Origin of the sequence: Psychroserpens burtonensis DSM 12212, from assembly GCF_000425305.1 — a bacterium.
GTDB lineage: Bacteria > Bacteroidota > Bacteroidia > Flavobacteriales > Flavobacteriaceae > Psychroserpens > Psychroserpens burtonensis.
The window spans coordinates 111,379-129,381 of sequence record NZ_AUDE01000006.1 but is presented as its reverse complement, the minus strand read 5'-3'; the positions used below and the strand labels follow the sequence as shown (position 1 = coordinate 129,381).

14 protein-coding genes are annotated in these 18,003 nt (G+C 33.1%); 9 read left to right on the top strand and 5 right to left on the bottom strand.

The annotated features are described in order from the left end of the window. Nucleotides 1-571: 571 nt before the first annotated feature. The 5 genes from H593_RS0102130 to H593_RS0102105 form a co-directional block, all read right to left on the bottom strand. The gene (locus H593_RS0102130) at nt 572-1,129 is read right to left on the bottom strand and encodes a porin family protein (protein WP_028870900.1); all 558 of its coding nucleotides are present in this window, start codon (nt 1,127-1,129) and stop codon (nt 572-574) included. A 130-nt stretch (nt 1,130-1,259) separates the two neighbouring features. Beyond that, nucleotides 1,260-1,673 (bottom strand): hypothetical protein, encoded by a 414-nt coding sequence (locus H593_RS18350; protein WP_245584992.1) that lies wholly within the window; start codon nt 1,671-1,673, stop codon nt 1,260-1,262. Nucleotides 1,674-1,742: 69 nt separating this feature from the next. After that, a complete protein-coding gene (locus H593_RS0102120) occupies nt 1,743-2,276 on the bottom strand; it encodes a hypothetical protein (protein WP_028870899.1) in 534 nt (177 codons plus the stop codon). Nucleotides 2,277-2,431: 155 nt separating this feature from the next. Next, nucleotides 2,432-3,550: a helix-turn-helix domain-containing protein gene (locus H593_RS0102110; protein WP_028870898.1), complete on the bottom strand. Its 1,119-nt coding sequence runs from the start codon at nt 3,548-3,550 to the stop codon at nt 2,432-2,434. 515 nt (nt 3,551-4,065) lie between these two features. Continuing rightward, a complete protein-coding gene (locus tag H593_RS0102105; RefSeq protein ID WP_028870897.1) occupies nt 4,066-5,289 on the bottom strand; it encodes a hypothetical protein in 1,224 nt (407 codons plus the stop codon). Between the two features lie 115 nt (nt 5,290-5,404). Here H593_RS0102105 and H593_RS0102100 point away from each other — a divergent pair, with 115 nt between their 5' ends. From H593_RS0102100 to H593_RS0102060, 9 genes are all read left to right on the top strand, one after another. Further along, complete coding sequence (locus H593_RS0102100) at nt 5,405-7,765, top strand: TonB-dependent receptor (RefSeq protein WP_028870896.1); 2,361 nt, start codon at nt 5,405-5,407, stop codon at nt 7,763-7,765. A 121-nt stretch (nt 7,766-7,886) separates the two neighbouring features. Then, nucleotides 7,887-9,950, top strand: a complete 2,064-nt coding sequence (locus tag H593_RS0102095) for a hydantoinase/oxoprolinase family protein (RefSeq protein WP_028870895.1) — start codon at nt 7,887-7,889, stop codon at nt 9,948-9,950. Nucleotides 9,951-9,952: 2 nt separating this feature from the next. Beyond that, nucleotides 9,953-11,614, top strand: a complete 1,662-nt coding sequence (locus H593_RS0102090; RefSeq protein WP_037051270.1) for a hydantoinase B/oxoprolinase family protein — start codon at nt 9,953-9,955, stop codon at nt 11,612-11,614. A gap of 11 nt (nt 11,615-11,625) precedes the next feature. Beyond that, complete coding sequence (locus H593_RS0102085; RefSeq protein ID WP_028870893.1) at nt 11,626-12,426, top strand: aspartate/glutamate racemase family protein; 801 nt, start codon at nt 11,626-11,628, stop codon at nt 12,424-12,426. After that, nucleotides 12,426-12,746: a hypothetical protein gene (locus tag H593_RS0102080; protein WP_028870892.1), complete on the top strand. Its 321-nt coding sequence runs from the start codon at nt 12,426-12,428 to the stop codon at nt 12,744-12,746. The genes H593_RS0102085 and H593_RS0102080 overlap by 1 nt, the downstream gene beginning before the upstream one ends. 3 nt (nt 12,747-12,749) lie before the next feature. Next, the gene (locus tag H593_RS0102075; protein ID WP_028870891.1) at nt 12,750-13,949 is read left to right on the top strand and encodes a cytosine permease; all 1,200 of its coding nucleotides are present in this window, start codon (nt 12,750-12,752) and stop codon (nt 13,947-13,949) included. A 2-nt stretch (nt 13,950-13,951) separates the two neighbouring features. After that, a complete protein-coding gene (locus H593_RS0102070) occupies nt 13,952-15,037 on the top strand; it encodes an S-methyl thiohydantoin desulfurase family protein (RefSeq protein WP_028870890.1) in 1,086 nt (361 codons plus the stop codon). 2 nt (nt 15,038-15,039) lie between these two features. Further along, on the top strand, nt 15,040-16,623 hold the full coding sequence (locus H593_RS0102065) for a hydantoinase/oxoprolinase N-terminal domain-containing protein (RefSeq protein WP_028870889.1): 1,584 nt from the start codon (nt 15,040-15,042) through the stop codon (nt 16,621-16,623). An 834-nt stretch (nt 16,624-17,457) separates the two neighbouring features. Beyond that, a complete protein-coding gene (locus H593_RS0102060; RefSeq protein ID WP_028870888.1) occupies nt 17,458-18,000 on the top strand; it encodes a pyridoxamine 5'-phosphate oxidase family protein in 543 nt (180 codons plus the stop codon). The last annotated feature ends 3 nt before the right edge of the window (nt 18,001-18,003 follow it).

Here is an 18,003-nt window from a genome sequence, read left to right as displayed (position 1 = left end):
AAAAGCATAAGACCATTGAAAAATAATAAATATGAACACACTAAAAAAAAACCTCAATACATTCTCGGAATATAATGAGGTTTGTTAGCGTCATAAAGTTAGAAAATCAAACGTTTCGTTGTCGTAGATTCTCTAGCTGTTCAACATTCTTAATTTATACAATTTTAATTATTTAATGTTGTGCTGAAAGCGAGGTTGCTTTTTTATTCTATAACGTTGTGATTTGTTTGCATAGTCTTAGTAACAGAAATTGTCAATAACAAACTAGAATGGAAAATGACCAAGCTTAAATGCAACATTGTTTTATTTGGTCTGCTGCGGCAGCACGCTTTGCTCAGGTGTAGCGCGTTTGAATACCTCATGCAGTTGATACAGACTGAATAGAAAATCCCTGTAGGTTTTCGCAAATGAACTAGAACTAGCAATAAAGGAGAAACGTTGTTACCTACTGGCGTTACTTTTTTTCATGCTTTTGAATCGATTATTAGTCAACTTATTTTACGATAACATAGTTAGGAACAAGAAGACACCTTATAATTAAGGTGTCTTCTTACTTTAGAGGTGGTATTCTTTATAATCTGTACCCCAATGAAATTTGAAACACACTATTTTTAATATCCGGATTTTCACTAATCGTTGTAATGCCATAATTATATCGAACTTGGGTAGATAGCTTAGAATTGATATTGTATCCAAAACCAAAATTAAGTCCAAAATCAAAACTTGAGGCGTCTGTATCAGCATCAGAGATTGAACTCTCATTAAAATCAAATTTGTCATTTACTAAAAATGATATTTGTGGCCCAGCTTCTAAACTAATTTTTTTAGATAAATAATATTTTGCCATCAAAGGTATTGCTAGATAATCTAATTTTATTTTTACTGAATTTCCAACTTCCGAACCTTGTCTAGAATACAATAACTCTGGTTGAAGTGAAAATTTTTCATTTATCTTAAACTCAGCAAACCCACCAATGTGAAAAACAAATAAGTTATTTCTATCTGTTTCACCTCCCGCTATGTTTGAAATGTTAAGACCTGTTTTAAACCCGAAATCAATATTTTGACCATTGATTAAATTTGATATTCCGAAAATTGCAATAGTTGATAATAGTAATAATTTTTTCATAATTGTTATAGTTTTAATTTATTTTTAAGAGCTAAGTCAAAAGCTGTGCTAGTTTAGCGAAAACATATCTATAACCGATTCCAATTCCAGTTTCATAAGTAAAATGTTTTCCGACGTTTCTTCTAATTCCTCAAGTCGGTATAATTGAAATATCACTAATTACACTAACATTTTCCGTATTAGAAATAACAAACCAATCTGGATGATAGCTGGTTTTTAAAGAAATAAAATTTCCACTATTCCCATCAATTCTACGAGATTTCCTTACTCTTTTATTCAAATTATAATATAGTCTTGGTTCGAGTGTAATAACAGGTGTCATTAAAAATCTAGTTCTATCGTAGAAACTTCCTCCCCAAATTCCGCTGTCAAATCCGATTTCAGTTCTTAATGCTATTGAGTTTGTGAGTTTAGATTCATTGTGAACCCAAATCCCTAAAAATCTTGTTTGAATGCCGTAAGTCGATTTTTCTACGCTAGCGGTTTGAGATATAGCCATTAAAGCCATTCCACACAAAGCCATTGTTAATAAAACTCTTTTCATTCAGTTTAATTTTTGTTCTAAAGTCTAATTTGTAGTTAAATGTTGCATAACACGTAATGTTTAAATAATTTAGACAGTTTGCAATAAACCGCTATAAGAGGCTGTTATGTTGTTCCCATTCTCGCCTACGAGATTTACCTTTATAACCTGATTAGTACCCGTACCAGTTATGGTTACAGTACCGCTAGTTGCAATAAAATAGTTTCCATCGCCGGTTTCAGCATTTAAATTGGTACTTGCTTGTGCACTTACCAATTTAAATGCTGAACTTTCATTAGCAAATGTATAGGTCCCTGGCACAAGACCTGATGCACTATTTGTGCTCAGCTCTAAAAATATACTAGATCCATTTCCAGTGGTGTTCTCTGGCTCTGATATAGTGATTACAAATCCTTCTGATAATAAGCTAACGTCCCAATCAAAACTGCCATTATCATTTTCTCCATATCCCACTAAAACCGCAGTTTCTATGCTAATTTGCTCTCCTTCTATAGTCATTACATTATCTGAAGGTGTAACGTTATTGTCGTCATCGCTACTACAAGAGACAGTGACAAGATTAAGTGCTAAAGCAATTAGCACTACCAATTTTAAATTTTTCATTTAAGTATGTTTTTAGTTTTTAAATTAAGTTGCAAATATATTTTGAAATAACCTCCATAGTGTTTCTCCCTATAAACCCAAACAAAAAAAAGTGTCTTCATTTATCGGGAAGACACTTTTAATGTGGTTAAAAATCATATAATTACAAAGTTATATCAATCTATAGGCTTGTAAAGTTTTTTAAATTCGGTAGGGGTCATTTGTGTGTGTTTTTTGAAAGCAGTGTAAAAAGCAGCTTTGCTATTAAAACCTACATCTAAAGAAATAGCAAATATTGTATCTGGTTTAGGCTCTATGAGTTTCTTTTTGGCCTCTTCAATTCTAAAACTGCTAATAAAATCAGTAAAACTCATTTTTGCATTCTGGTTGATAGCCTGTGATATGTGATGAATGGATTGGTCTAATTTTTCAGCGATGGTATTCAATTTTAAATCGAAGTCTAAGTACATCTTTTCCTCATTTACGATAGCTTTTATTTTTTCAAAAAGATCTGAAGAATCAGATAATGATGACTTTGCATATTTCTCAATAGTAGAAGTGGGTAGATCTTCAAAATTTCCAGAATAAGCAAATACGGGGAAATGCATTATAGAAAATGCGAATATGAAGAAAAATATCGAATAGATGAGTGTTTCAAATTTTAGATAAAAATTAAAATTACCAATATCTAAACTGCCTAGAATTGTGGTCACAAAAACTATAATTTGTAGGAATACGATTGCGATTATGATAATCTTAATCCATTTGTAAAGGTTTTTTTGATTTTCATTTAATTCAATTAGTAATGGCGCCTTTTTTAATTTCTTATAGGCAAGAAACATAAGTGCAATATTGATAGAACTCACCAAAATATATTCCACTAAGACCAATATGCCGTAGTTTGAAGTCTCCAAAGCTGCTACAAAACCTTGTAAATCTTGATTTTGATCAAAAGGAAGAAATACTAAAATTCTGAGTAGGGTATACCCAACTACTATAGGCACCCATTTTTTTGTATTTATTTCAGATTTGGTGTAAAGAGCTATGAAATAGTAAAATAATAACCCTGTAAAATGATAGAAAAAGTAGGTGACTCCCGAATAGGTTACAGGTATTTGGTTAGTGATTGAAAGATGGTAGTCTAATGCCGTAATCACATAAATAAATAGTAAGAAGGATAAAACATATCGTATCCTTTTGTTATTTCCAAGGCCAAATTTATTAAATAGAATAAAAATCATTAGGACCAGTCCAAAAATCACACTTAATACTGGAAAAACACTTAAAAAATTCATGTCGTAAAAGTAAAAATTTGTTCCATAAAACAATGTAAAATTACTAATATATTTAAAAACAGGAGGGAAGGGATGATTTTTTAATCAGTACTAACGAATGGTATTTTCAATGACTACATTTAGATAGCATTTAACATAGCATTGAAGTTGTACAAAAGACTTAAGAAATTTTATAAATGCTTTATTGGTTCCTCTAATTTTAACAACAGAAGAATAACCTAGAATGATGTATATGATTCTTTTAAATGATTTATTTAAATCAGATAGTAATCTTTCTATTTTATATTATTGAGTTCACGAATCATAGTTCCTCAATTTGGTGAAAAGCGAAAGTTATTCTCCAGTTTCTTGAAAAAATTTATTCTAAAAGTTTCTTCTGAAATGTTAATGAAACTTAAGAATGAGATTAGGAGCTAGCCAAAATTATTCAAGGTTAACGAGCTCCTGTTTATTAAATAGTAGATATACGAGTAAACATGCTATTAAGAAAGGACGCAGTAGAAAAGTGGAGAAACTTAGTTAATAGCTACAATAGATAAATTACCAGAAACAATTTTATTATTAATATCCACACCATTAAAAATGCCTGTAACTTTATTATCATTCTCTACAAAATATATAGCATTGATATAAATAGATATTTTTTGTAAATGAAACATCCCAGATACTGAAAAATCAAAATTAATTATTTGCCCTTTGTTTAATACAGTAACTCTATCATCTTCAATTATTATAGAATCATTTATACTAATAATATTAAAGTGGTATTTTTCTATTTTTAATTTTAGTTCGTGCCTAGTTTGTTCTATTTCAAATTTAAAAACATAATCTCCAGATGTACGTGTCAAAACCTGAGCAAATGGACTTTTTTTAGAAAATAGCAAAGGATTTTTCCTAATGTTGCTCTCCACTACTGTTCTATTTTTATTTAATTCTTGACAAAGTATTGGATCGAAAGATTTATCATTTGCTTCATCTTCAATTTCAGCTTTAGAGTTATATTTTTTTAAAATCATTTTACCAGAAATTGCTCTATCGTATTTGTCAAATCCGCAATACGTCCCAATTAAATACTGTCTTTCATTTGGTGATGATTTTCCAATAAAAAATATAAATTTTGCGCCTTCGCTCTTTTTATTACCTACATAATATTTGGTATTAATGTGTGCAAAGTCTTCACTCTGAGTAATATTACCATAAAATGTGTACGTATTTTTTTCCTCCTTTTCATTCACATACACGTAAATCATTTCTATGGTTTTCCAATTATTATGTATAATAACTTGACCCTTATTCATTTTACTATCTTCTCCGTAATAATAACATACATAATGGTGTTCGTTAATTTTGTCTCCTTTAGTTATTAATTCTAGTTGTTTGATTCTCTGTTTTGAAGTAAACAAGTCACTTTTAATAAAATCCGTGATATTTTGAAAACCTAAATATTTAAAAAATAAATTTTTGTAATCACCACTTATTTTGATAATTGGTTTTCCAGAGGCAGCTTCTCGCTGTTTATTATATAAATATTTACCGTTGACATAACTTTTTATAATTAGTTCAAAATCTCCTTTTAAGCTAGGTTGTTCAGTATTATAGTTTCCAAAACCATATAATTGAGAATCTTTATACTTAATTAATATGTTATGTTTAAGCTTAAAATGATTTACAACACTTTCGATTAACACATTAAAAACAGTGTTAGTTAAGTTTAAAGCGTCTAAATTTTGATTTTCCATTTATTTCCATATTAATCAGAAGGAATTACAAATATAATAAATAATATGTGGAATAAATAAATTGGAAAAATTTAAAATCTACATTTACAACCAAACCAACAAAATAAATATTAAAATGTTACGAAATTTATTAGTATTACTTATTTTTCTTCCATTATTCTCATTCTCTCAAGAATTAACAGTAAGCGGTAATGTCAAAACTGCTTCTGAAGTATTACTAGGAGTGAATGTTATTGAAAAAGGAGCTTCAAATGGAACGACAACCGATTTTGATGGAAATTATTCAATTGAGGTTAGGCAAGGATCCACTCTTGTTTTTTCTTTTTTAGGATTTAAAACTGTAGAAGTAGTTGTTAATGGAAAATCAAAAATTGATGTTCTACTTGAAGAAGATAGTTCTCAATTAGATGCAGTAATGGTTAAAGGATTTAGAAATGTAATTGGACAAGCTAGAAGAAGAGCAGAATCTGTACAAACAATTGCAGAATCTGTTGTTTCTTTTACCGCTGAAGATATAGAGACCAAGGGCATTAATAATATTCAAACATTTACAGACCAAATCCCTAATGTTAATTTTACATCTTCACAAAATATAGGAAATAATTTTATTACGGTAAGAGGAATTTCACAAATCAGAAATGGAGATGCACCTATAGCATTTGTAATTGATGGAGTAACGCTGCCTGACGCCAATTTATTAAACCAAGAATTATTTGACGTGGCATTGATTGAAGTTGTAAAAGGGCCTCAGGGCGCTTTATATGGTAAAAACGCTATTGCTGGTGCCATAAATATTGTTACCAATGAACCAACTAATACATATAGAAGTAAGGCTCAAGTTGGTTATGCAAACGGAAATTTATTAAAAGCACAGTTATCATCTACTGGACCTCTTATAAAGGACAAATTATTCTATCGTGTTTCTGGTTCATATAAAAAAGGAGATGGTCTATTGAACAATACAACTCTAGATCAGGCGCCAGATTATATAGAAGATTTAACACTTAGGGCACAATTAAAAGCTAAACTATCTTCTAAAATATCTGCTACGCTTACTGGTCAGGTAATTGACACAGAAGCAGGCGGTCTTTATTATGCGATACCAAAAGATGGTAATGCAAAAATAGCACCAGATGATTATGACAACATGGCAATCCTTGCAGATCAAGACGGAGTAGGAACTTTAAAAAGCACCTACGGTAATTTAAAGGTGAATTTTAATTTGAATAAAATAAAATTAACGTCGCTAACGACATTTAATAAAGTAGATAGAAATGCTTTTGGAGACTTAGATTTTACTGCTGCTGATGTATTAAGACAGGATCAAGATAGTAATACAAAAACCTTCAATCAAGAGATACGTTTAGGTTCCCTGAGTGATGAGGATAGTAAGATAAACTGGGATTTAGGTATGTTTTATCAAAACCTAGACAAAACACTTATAACGACAGCTACTGCCGATTTCGGATTCTTTTCACCACCATTTGCACCCTCAGGTATACAAAGTCCTCTTGCTATTGGTGATTTTACAAACACTTATAGAACCCTTGCAATCTTTGGCTTTATTGACTACCAGTTTACAGATAAATTAACGTTATCAGCAGGTCTTCGATTCGATAATGATAATATCAGTCAGGATAATAGAAGTGAAGGCACAAACCCAGAAAGAACGGATACACAATTACAACCTAAATTTTCATTAGCATTTAAAGCAACAGAAAACATGATGATGTATGCTAATTATGGAAAGGGTTACAGAACAGGTGGCTTTAACCAAGGTCAAACAGTTCGGTATGAAACATCTTTTGAACCTGAAATTACCGATAATTACGAGATTGGAATTAAAAATTCTTATTGGGATAATCGATTTATACTTAACATCTCAGCATATTATACCGATTTCTCTAATCAGCAATTATATGCATTAGTTCTTGATGGTGGCGCAGGGCAAATTCTGATTGGTAATTTTAATATTGCAGAAAGTGAATCTGTAGGTTTTGAAGCAGATCTTCGAGTACGTGCTTCAAATTGGCTTGATATATTAGGTAGTTACGGCGTAAGTAAATCTAGAATTATAAATGGTACATCAACAGTAAGTACTGGAACGAATGAGATTATTGATGTCTCAGGTAATTCAACACCATTAGTACCTCAAGATAGTTACAATCTTGGTTTGGAATCTAGTTTTAATGTTTCGGACAAAATAACTTTTAATGGTAATATAAATTTAGAGGGTACAGGGGAAATGTATTGGCATGAAGATAATGCAGCAGTATCACCTAGATATAGTCTCTTAAACGCCAGAATTAGCTTCACGTTTAATGATGATTTTTCTGTTGCCTTATGGGGAACAAATATTACAGACACACAATATATTACAGAATTTTTTGACCAAACCTTCTCTAATGGAGGTTCGGATTTAGCATGGTTAGGTCAACCAACCGCTTTTGGCACAACGCTTACTTATAAGTTTTAATTTATAAAGAAGAAACGTTTCATTAATATTTGAGTTAATTTTTAAGTGAATTAATGTGAATGCTAAGCCACTAAATGACCATTAGTGGCTTTTTTAATAAATATATATAAACACAAATAAAATGAGAGTAGCAACAGATATAGGAGGCACTTTTACAGATTTAGTCTGCCTTGGTTTCGACGAGAAAACAGGGAAGCCAACCGGAGTGAAAGTAGCAAAATCAGATACTACACCTTCTAACTTTGAAGAAGGTATTTTAAATACAATTACCAAGGCTAATTTAAATTTAAAAGAAATTAATTTTTTTGCGCACGGAACAACCGTAGTTATTAATGCATTAACTGAGCGGAAAGGTGCAAAAACAGCTTTAATAACTACAGCAGGATTTAGAGATGTCTTAGAAATTGCACGTTGCAATAGACCTGACTTATTCAATTTTAACTTTGTAAAACAACCGCCTTTCGTACCAAGATATTTACGGTTTGAGGTTGAAGAAAGACTTAATTATAAAGGAGAAGTTTTAAAAGAATTAAGCACAAAAAATATAACTGATATCATAAAAACGTGCAAAGAAGAAGATGTAGAAGCTATTGCAGTTTGTTTATTACATGCTTATAAAAACCCTAAACATGAATTAGAATTAGTAGATAAATTAAACCAATTATATCCTGAGGTAGAAATTATTGCTTCAAACCAAGTTACTAGAGAATGGCGTGAGTATGAGCGCACCAGTACTACAGTTTTATCTGGTTATGTTTTGCCAATCGCAAAAAAATATTTGAATAATTTAGAAGAAAAACTAAAAAGTCAAGGGTTAAAACAATCACCCTATATCATGCAATCTAATGGCGGAATTACGACGCTTAACGATGTGAGGTCAAACCCAATTACTATGGTAGAGTCTGGACCCGCAAGTGGTGTTTTTGGGGCAATTGCTTTAGGGAATGTTATTCATAAAAAGAATTTAATTGTTTTAGATATTGGTGGTACAACAGCAAAATGCGCGTTAGTAGAAAATGGACAAGTTAAAATTACTACAAATTATAAAATTGAACATTCTCGTACCGAAGCTGGTTACCCAATACAAACGCCCGTTATAGACATTGTAGAAATTGGAAATGGAGGCGGTAGTATTGCTTGGATTGATAAAGGAGGAAAAATGCATGTAGGACCAAAAAGTGTTGGAGCAATGCCTGGACCAGCAGCTTATGGTCGTGGTGGCATGAGCCTTACCACTACAGATGCCAATATTATAACAGGACGTATTCATCCAGATTATTTTTTAGGAGGCGAACTACAGCCTAATTTTAAAGGTATTGAAGACGCTTCAAAACCATTATGTGAAAAATTAAAGGGCTCAAAAGAGGATGTTGCTAAAGGTGTTTTACGCATCGCAAATGCCAACATGATTAACGCGTTAAAGTTAATTTCAGTAAATAAAGGATACGATCCACGAGATTTTACAATGGTTGTTATTGGAGGTGGTGGTGCTATGCATGGCTCTGATTTAGCCAGAGAGTTACAAGTTTCTGAACTAATAATTCCCTCGCACGCAGGTGTGTTTTCTGCTTTTGGAATGTTAATGTCAGATATTCGTAGAGATTATATACGTACCAATGTTATTACCTTATTAGATAGTCAAAAAGCGATTATTGAAACTGAATTTAAAAATATTGAACACCAAGCTATCACTAGTTTTAAATTAGATGGTTATACTTTAGATGATATAAAATTCACCTATTATGCTGATTTACGTTATGCAGGGCAAGAACATTATGTAAAAGTATTATTAGAAGACTTTTCAGAAAGTATGCCTTTAGAAACTATTATTTCTCACTTTCATAAGGAACATAAAAAGCACTATTCTTTTCAATTAGAAGCGCCTGTTGAGCTTGTAAACTTTCATTTAGTTGCTGAAGTAGCTGTTGAAAAACCAGATTTTCCAACACTACAGAAAACAGGTAAAAAAGTTGAAGATGCTATTTTTGACACTAGAAAAGTAGATTTTGATGATTTAGGAATTCAATCAACAAAATTTTATCATCGCCATTTACTAGAACCAGATATGACTATTTCTGGGCCAGCAATTATTGCTGAAAAAGACACTACAACGGTAGTTACGCCAGTTCATAAATTGAATATCGACATTTATGGTAACTTAATTTTAACACTTCAAAACGTATAATAATGGAAAAATTTACACTAGAAATTATTCAAGATGCCTTAGTAGCAGCCGGAGATGAAATGTTCAAAACATTAGAGCGTACCAGTATGAGTCCAATTATATATGAGTCTTTAGATTATGCCGTTGGTATTACAGATACAAAAGGTGAATTATTAGCACAAGGAAATGGTGTGACTGCATTTTTAGCAGCTTTAGATGCTGTTGTTAAGTCAACATTAGAAAAATTTAAAGGAGAAAACACTCTTAAAGAAGGCGATATTGTAATCGCCAATACACCCTATTCAGGTGGAGGAACACATCTATCGGATGTGTCTATCATCTATCCGGTTTTTTATAAAAAAGAACTCATCGCATTCACAGTAAATAAGGCCCATTGGACAGAATTGGGAGGTACATTTCCTGGTTCAGTATCAACAGTGGCAACAGAAATTTATCAGGAAGGGTTACATTTTCCATTTATAAAGGTAAAATTAGAAGGTGTTTTTAATCACGCTATTCTCGATTTAATTAAAGCCAATGTAAGATTACCAGAAAGTACTTTAGGTGATTTACACGCTGGTATTGCTGCAGCAGAAGTTGGTGCGAAACGTGTGGTTTCAATTATTGAAAAATATGGACTAGAGACTTATAAAAAAGCGACAGAGGATTTCTTGAATTATGGTGAACGTATGGCTATTGAAGCTTTAAAAACAATTCCAAATGGTGTTTATGAAGGTGAATCTGCGATTGAAGATAATGGTTTTGGAGAAGGCCCTTTTCCCATTAAGGCAAAAATTACGGTTACAGATACGGAGTTTATAGCCGATTTTAACGGTTCCCATCCACAAGTAAAAGGAGCAACTAACCTATCATTTAGCGGACTGGTAACAGGCTGTAGAAGCTTATTTAAAGCGATTACAACACCACAAATGGATGCAAATGGCGGATCATTTAGACCCATGAAAGTCCTTTGTGAACCCGGTACAATTGTAAGTGCAGAAGCGCCTTCGGCAGTTTCTGTGTACTACGAGGTTTTAATCACTTCTATCGATTTAATCTGGAAAATTTTAGCACCATTAATTCCAGATAAATTACCAGCAGGACATTTGCGCTCTGTGTGTGCCACATTTATTTCAGGCATTCATCAAGATACCAAGCAATTTTATATTCAAGCTGAGCCCTTGGCCGGTGGTTGGGGAGCTTCTGCTACGCACGACGGAAATCGTGGGCAACTATCTTGCGGAAGTGGGGAATCGTATAACATTCCTATTGAGATTAGAGAAATGCGCTACGGTATTCAGGTAGAACAATATGCTTTTCATAATGAAGGTGGTGGATATGGTGAGTTTCAAGGCGGTAACGGACAATATCTAGATTATAAAATTGTTTCTAATGGCGCACATGTTACAGCCGCATTTTTAGGAGAAAAAACGAAAACTTGGGGGATGAATGGTGGCTATGATGGGTCGTACAATTATTTTAAAATTATTCGAAAAAATGGTGAAGAAACGCGACATAATTTAGGAACAAATATAGCTTTAGAAAAAGGTGATATCGTTAGATGTGTTACAGCTACTGGTGGTGGCTACGGAAAACCAGCAGACAGACCAAAAGACTATGTAGCATTAGATGTGAAAAATGGATACATAAGCAAAAGCGAAGCAAAAGAATTTTATAACGTATAAGAATAGTTAAAATGGAAACTACACCTATTAAAATAATGTATATAAACCCTGTGGGTTTTGATGCTTACGATTCTTTTTTCGCTACGATGATCAAAGAAAACAAGTTTCCAGATACAGAAGTGCATGTGAGGTCATTGAACGCTTCTGTTGGTCAAATGGACAATTTAGAATATAGAACCTTTAACGCTTTAATTGCTTCCGATTTAATAAAAGCAACAAGACAAGCAGCAAAAGAAGGCTTTGATGCTTTAATTATAGGTTGTTTTTACGATCCTTATATTTTCGATACTCGCGAAATTTCAGGAGATATGGTGGTCATTGGACCTTGTCAATCTTCGATAGAAATTGCTTTAAAATTATCTAACAAGTTTTCTGTAATTATTGGTCAAAAAAAATGGGAACACGAAATGCAGGCTACGATCAAAGACTATGGCTATAAGGATCATCTCGCTTCTTTTAGAGCGGTCGGTATGACAGTACCAGAGTTTCAGAAAGATCATAAAGTAACCGAAGAAAAATTAATGGAAGCTGCTCAATTAGCGATTGAAAAAGACCATGCGGAATCCATTATTCTCGGCTGTACTTTAGAGTTTGGTTTTTTCAAAAAAATCCAATCCAGATTTAATGTACCAGTATTAGATCCTTCGTTAGCCGCATTAAAACAAGCAGAGCAAGCTGCTATTTTAAAACGTAATTATAATTGGAAACCTTCAAGACAATGGAGCACAGAAGCACCTTCCGAAGACGATATAAAACGTTTTGGTTTATTTAAAGAAGACTATCAATTTGGAAATAATATCATCGTTGACTAATGGAAATTAAGAACATAATATATCCGTCGTCTAAAGAGCATTATAACATGTCTTTATTTCATATTAAGAATGAGCAAGTTGATATTCAGTTTGGCACTGTATTTTTAAAGAAAGGCACTCGAATTCCTGAAAAAGGATTTACGAAACATGCCTGCCATGAAATTTCAATTATTCAAAAAGGAAAAATAGAAATGCTAAACGAGGATGGCTCTTCAAAAGCCTATTTAAAAGAAGGGGATGTTGTATATATTAAAGCTTTTGAAGCGCAAGCAGGCAACGTATTGGAGGACACATCGCTTATTTATACCTTAATTAAATAGAAAATGGAAAACAGTCAAAATACAACGAAATGGTTTAGTCTTGCCGGAATATGGTTCGGTGGGATTGTAAGTGTTCCGGCATTATTAGTCGGGAGTACATTAATTGCTTCACTCAGTTTTGGTCATTCTATACTTGCAGGATTAGTCGGCTTTAGCTTTGTTGTATTATTTATGTCGTTGCTTAGTATTTCGGCTGTAGAGAAGAGAAAAGCTACTGTTTCATTAGCCTCAAGTAGTTTTGGAGACCATGGGGCAAAATTAATAGTAGGCTTGGTTATAGGATTATCTACTTTGGGTTGGTTTGGAATACAAAGTAATATTGCAGGGGCCTCTTTTTCAAAAATATTAATTGAAATGAATGGCCCAGAAATTCCAGTATGGCTCTCTTCTGTGTTTTGGGGAATCATCATGGTGCTCACCGCAGTGTTTGGTTTTAAATACTTAAAATGGCTCAATTATATCGCCGTACCAGCTATCGTTTTACTTCTTATCTATGGATTAGTTGTCACATTTAAAACGCATAGTTTTCAGGAGATATTGAGTTTTAAGCCTCAAGAAAAAATGCCCTTATTACAAGCTATTAGTTTCACAATCGGTTTTATATCGGTTGGTGGTGTTATATCGCCAGATTATAATCGTTTTGCAGCCACAAAAAAAGATGCCATATTGGGTTCTATATTCGGTATTATACCTTCTGCGCTTTGTCTTTTGGCTATAGGAGCCATATTAGCGATTACACAAGGTACTTATGATATTGTTGACATATTTTCAACTTTAGGATTTCCGTTTTTTGCAATGTCCATTTTAATTTTGGCGACCTGGACGTCCAATGTGATGAATATCTATTCTTCTGGTTTAGCATTCAATGATTTATTTAAATTAAATAACTCACAACGTTCTAAAACAACCTTAGTTGTTGGATTAGTTGGAATACTATTAGCTGCTCTTGGAATCTTAACCCACTTCATGAGTTTTATCACCCTATTAACAATAACTATTACACCTATTGCTGGTGTTATGATTTCAGATTATTACATCTCTAAGACGTATCAAGACATGCCTCAAAAGGTCAATTGGAAAGGAGTCATTTCTTGGGCTAGTGGCGTTATTTTAATGCTAGTAATGACCTCTCAAATCAAAAATATTTTAGGAATTATTGTGGCTGCTTTAGTCTATTATTTACTTCAAAAAATCATGAAATAACAATGAGAAAAATAAACTCAAAAGACATAGACTATATCGCTATGGGCTCTACTGTTTTGGGAACTGGTGGAGGTGGAGACCCTTATATAGGAAAACTATTAGCGAAAGCGGCGATTAATAAATATGGTGATGTCTCATTAATACAAGCTGAAGAATTAAAAGATGATGCATTGGTTGTACCAATAGCCGCATTTGGAGCACCATTGATCCTAGTAGAAAAATTATTTTCAGGTGACGAATTCATCAAAGCTTTTGAAATGATGGAATCCTATCTTGGAAGAAAAATTGATGCCGTAATGCCCGCTGAGGCAGGAGGACTTAACGGGGTTATACCATTTTCAATTGCAGCTCAAAAACAAATTCCATTAGTCGATGCAGATGGCATGGGAAGGGCTTTTCCAAGATTAGAGATGGTCACATTTACCTTGCACGACATTCCTGTTTCACCGATAACACAAGCGGACGAAAAAGGTAATAAAAATGTATATGATACCATATCTAATGAATGGGGAGAACTCTTAGTTGGGGCGACTGCTATACAAATGGGTGGTAGTTGTGCTATTGGATGCTATCCCATGAGTGGTGCACAAGTAAAAAAAGCTGCTGTTCACGGTATAGTTTCTTATGCTCAAATGCTTGGTGAGGCTATTTTGAACGCGAAAGCACAAAATCGTAATCCGTTAGATGCGTTAATAGAAAATGCAGCGGCCATAAAATTGTTTACAGGAAAGGTAAGTAATGTTACTATTAAAATTGATGGGCGTTGGAATAAAGGAGTTTGCGAAATTATGGGGCTAGATGACAATCAAGGTTGTAACATGCAACTCGATTTTCAAAATGAATTTTTAATGGCAAAAATAGACGGTAAACCAGTGGCTATGACCCCAGATTTAATTGTTCTTATTGATGCTGAAAATGCACGACCAATTACAGCCGAAACCATTCAATATGGTGCGCGAGTCGTTGTTTTAGCAATGAAATCTGACGACCAATGGCGCACACCAGAAGGCATCGAATTAGCAGGTCCAAAAAAGTTTGGATACACAGAAAAATATGTTCCGATTGAAGAATTAAATAAAAAAGAATAAAGATGTACTACAAAATTGGAGTTGATGTTGGTGGTACCAATACAGATGCTGTATTGGTATCTCATGATAATAATATACTAGCAAAAACGAAACAAACCACCACTTTAGATGTCAGCAGTGGTATAGAAAATGCCATCAAGCAAGTGCTGTTAGATTCAAATGTTCCTAAAGAAGACATTAAATACATCATGCTTGGGACGACACATTGTACTAATGCTTTAGTCGAACGCAAGGAGCTAAATAAAATAGGAGCCATAAGAATAGGTTTACCGGCAAGCAGTGCGATCCCAACAATGACTGATTTCCCTGAAGATTTAAAACTAATTTTAGGACGTCATTTATATATGGTTCATGGGGGCTACGAATTTGATGGAAGACTGATTAGTCCTTTAGAGGAAGACGAAGTTAAAGCCTGCCTTCTTAAAATGAAAGGCGACATAGAATCTTTAGCAATTACAGGTATTTTTTCAAAAACAATACCAGATCAAGAGTTGCAAGTCGCTGTTTGGGCTAAAGAGGTTCTAGGAGATGCTGTAAGAACAAGTTGTTCTCATCAATTAGGCGGTTTAGGCTTGTTAGAACGCGAAAACGCAGCAATACTTAATGCGGCCTTACAGGGAGTCGCTTTAAAAATGGTAAGGGCTTTTAAAGATACAGTGCAACGTTTAGGTTTTTCATCGCAATTATTTATCGGTCAAAATGATGGAACGCTTATGTCTTTAGATCAAGCGCAAGATTTCCCTGTACTCACCATTTCGTCAGGACCAACAAATAGTATTCGAGGAGCTGGAGCTTTATCCAAGGTTGCAAATGGTATTGTGATTGATGTCGGCGGCACAACCTCAGATGGAGGTGTGCTAGTCAATTTTTTTCCTAGAGAAAGCACACAAGCCGCGCAAATAGGAGGGGTACTTACCAACTTTAGAATGCCAGATGTTGTTGCTGTTGGTATTGGCGGAGGTACTATTATTCGGTTTAAGGATAAAACCTGTCAATTAGGCCCGGATTCTGTGGGGTATAGGCTTAAAGAAAAGGCAGTTGCTTTTAAAGGTGATACACTCACAATTTCTGATTTCTTTTTGGCTAATAATCAATTAGAAATCAATGGTTCTATAGAAAAAACGGCTATAACAGAGAAAATTGAGCAAATTTCTGGACTACATTTTTCTGAAGCCTTAGCATTAGTAAAATATCAAATACAATTATCTATTGAAAAGTTAGTAGATAAATTGAAAACAGACTCCAAGGAAATTCCAGTAATTGCATGTGGTGGTGGTGCATTTTTATTGCCAAAAAAAATTGAAGGCGCATCAAACGTTATATTCCCAGAACATTTAGAGGTTGCTAATGCTTTCGGAGCATGTATAGCTCAAATAAGTAGTGAAGACGAACTGATTGTGAATACATTGCAATGTGATGAAAAACAAGAACTAGAGCGACTTTTAACCAACGTAGGAAGTGAATTACTGAAAAATGGTGCTTCAGAAGACAGTATTAGTATTTTAGTAAAAGAATCCATTCCTTTGGCATATCTACCTGGTGCAGTTAAACTAAAAGTTAAGCTTTGTGGTGATTTGATAGATTAGTACTAAAAACATAAAGAATATTTACAAATTAAATTTTTAAGAAAAAATAATACAATAAATGTATTTGTTATACTGAAGTATATAATGCAAAATATAGTATTTTAAAAGTCTACGAGTTGATGCGACTGGGAGTAATTTGGTTTTAAAAAGCAACTATACGTTAATTTAAAATATTAACGAGTGAGTAAATGATAGCTACAAATGTCGAGTTCTGAAGCTTCTGATGAATCGCGTATTTGAAAATTCATGTAAATTGTTCAGAATACTGCAACTAAATGAAAACCCTAAACGCTAATGTTTCAAAACTCAAATACAAAGGTTTCATATGAAAATACTACTCACATATTTATTTTTTGCATGTTGTGAACCTCCCAAAGTGGGTTTGTCTATCGATATGAGCGTAAAGGCGATGATTAATCACTGGTCACAATTGGCTTTTATATAATGGATATAAAATACTTTGTGCTGTTATAAGTTAATGATCGTATTCTAAAAAGAATTATTGTATCAAAACTAAATGATCCATAGGAATTAGTTACCACTCTTTTAAGTAATCATGTATCTAATACTCTTTTAGGACAATAGGAAGCTAAGTTTGTAAAAATAAAACCAAAAGTTAGTTTACTAAAAAAGATGATCTTATTTTTTTAAAAATAAAATAAATAACCTTAATTTTATTAAAAATATAAGCTTAAGTCTTTTTCTACTTGAGATGAAAAGATATTAAGCTTACAATGACCATCTATCAGTACAACTTAACATTAAAATTCACCTCAAAGTATCAACATTTTTAAGCCATTTTAACATCAATTAGTTTTAATTAAACCCATACAATTGAAAAATCAATTCCTAGAAGAAGCCAAACGAGAACTTGCTAATGGACATTCAAAAAAACGACATCCGTTTCGTTATTTCGTCTTGGCTACAAATGAAAATGGTAAACCACGACAGCGCACAGTGGTCTTGCGAAAAACATTGTCGGACTTAAGTTTAGTATTTTATACCGATAGCAGAACTCAAAAAATAAGAGATATTCAAAATAATTCTGAATTTAGCGCCTTATTTTATCATTCTAAAAAACTGCTGCAAATACGGGTCGAAGGAACAGCTGAATTAATAACAGATAAAGCACAAATTGCTACCTACTGGCATACCATACAAGAGGCGTCTAAAAAAGATTATACCACGAATATAGCACCTGGTACACCAATAAAAAACCCTGATGATGTAGATTATAAGTTAGAAGAAAATTATTTCTGTCCAGTAAAACTCATACCTAATACGATTGAATATTTACATTTAAAACGTCCTAATCATCTAAGAATTTTGTTTTCTAGAACTGATACCGATTGGTCTGGTGACTTTTTAACACCTTAAATT

Excerpts from the sequence above, each read along its gene's own strand:
- H593_RS0102130 (WP_028870900.1), bottom strand. The coding sequence starts at position 1,129 with ATGAAAAAATTATTACTATTATCAACTATTGCAATTTTCGGAATATCA.
- H593_RS18350 (WP_245584992.1), bottom strand. The coding sequence starts at position 1,673 with ATGAAAAGAGTTTTATTAACAATGGCTTTGTGTGGAATGGCTTTAATG.
- H593_RS0102120 (WP_028870899.1), bottom strand. The coding sequence starts at position 2,276 with ATGAAAAATTTAAAATTGGTAGTGCTAATTGCTTTAGCACTTAATCTT.
- H593_RS0102110 (WP_028870898.1), bottom strand. The coding sequence starts at position 3,550 with ATGAATTTTTTAAGTGTTTTTCCAGTATTAAGTGTGATTTTTGGACTG.
- H593_RS0102105 (WP_028870897.1), bottom strand. The coding sequence starts at position 5,289 with ATGGAAAATCAAAATTTAGACGCTTTAAACTTAACTAACACTGTTTTT.
- H593_RS0102100 (WP_028870896.1), top strand. The coding sequence starts at position 5,405 with ATGTTACGAAATTTATTAGTATTACTTATTTTTCTTCCATTATTCTCA.
- H593_RS0102095 (WP_028870895.1), top strand. The coding sequence starts at position 7,887 with ATGAGAGTAGCAACAGATATAGGAGGCACTTTTACAGATTTAGTCTGC.
- H593_RS0102090 (WP_037051270.1), top strand. The coding sequence starts at position 9,953 with ATGGAAAAATTTACACTAGAAATTATTCAAGATGCCTTAGTAGCAGCC.
- H593_RS0102085 (WP_028870893.1), top strand. The coding sequence starts at position 11,626 with ATGGAAACTACACCTATTAAAATAATGTATATAAACCCTGTGGGTTTT.
- H593_RS0102080 (WP_028870892.1), top strand. The coding sequence starts at position 12,426 with ATGGAAATTAAGAACATAATATATCCGTCGTCTAAAGAGCATTATAAC.
- H593_RS0102075 (WP_028870891.1), top strand. The coding sequence starts at position 12,750 with ATGGAAAACAGTCAAAATACAACGAAATGGTTTAGTCTTGCCGGAATA.
- H593_RS0102070 (WP_028870890.1), top strand. The coding sequence starts at position 13,952 with ATGAGAAAAATAAACTCAAAAGACATAGACTATATCGCTATGGGCTCT.
- H593_RS0102065 (WP_028870889.1), top strand. The coding sequence starts at position 15,040 with ATGTACTACAAAATTGGAGTTGATGTTGGTGGTACCAATACAGATGCT.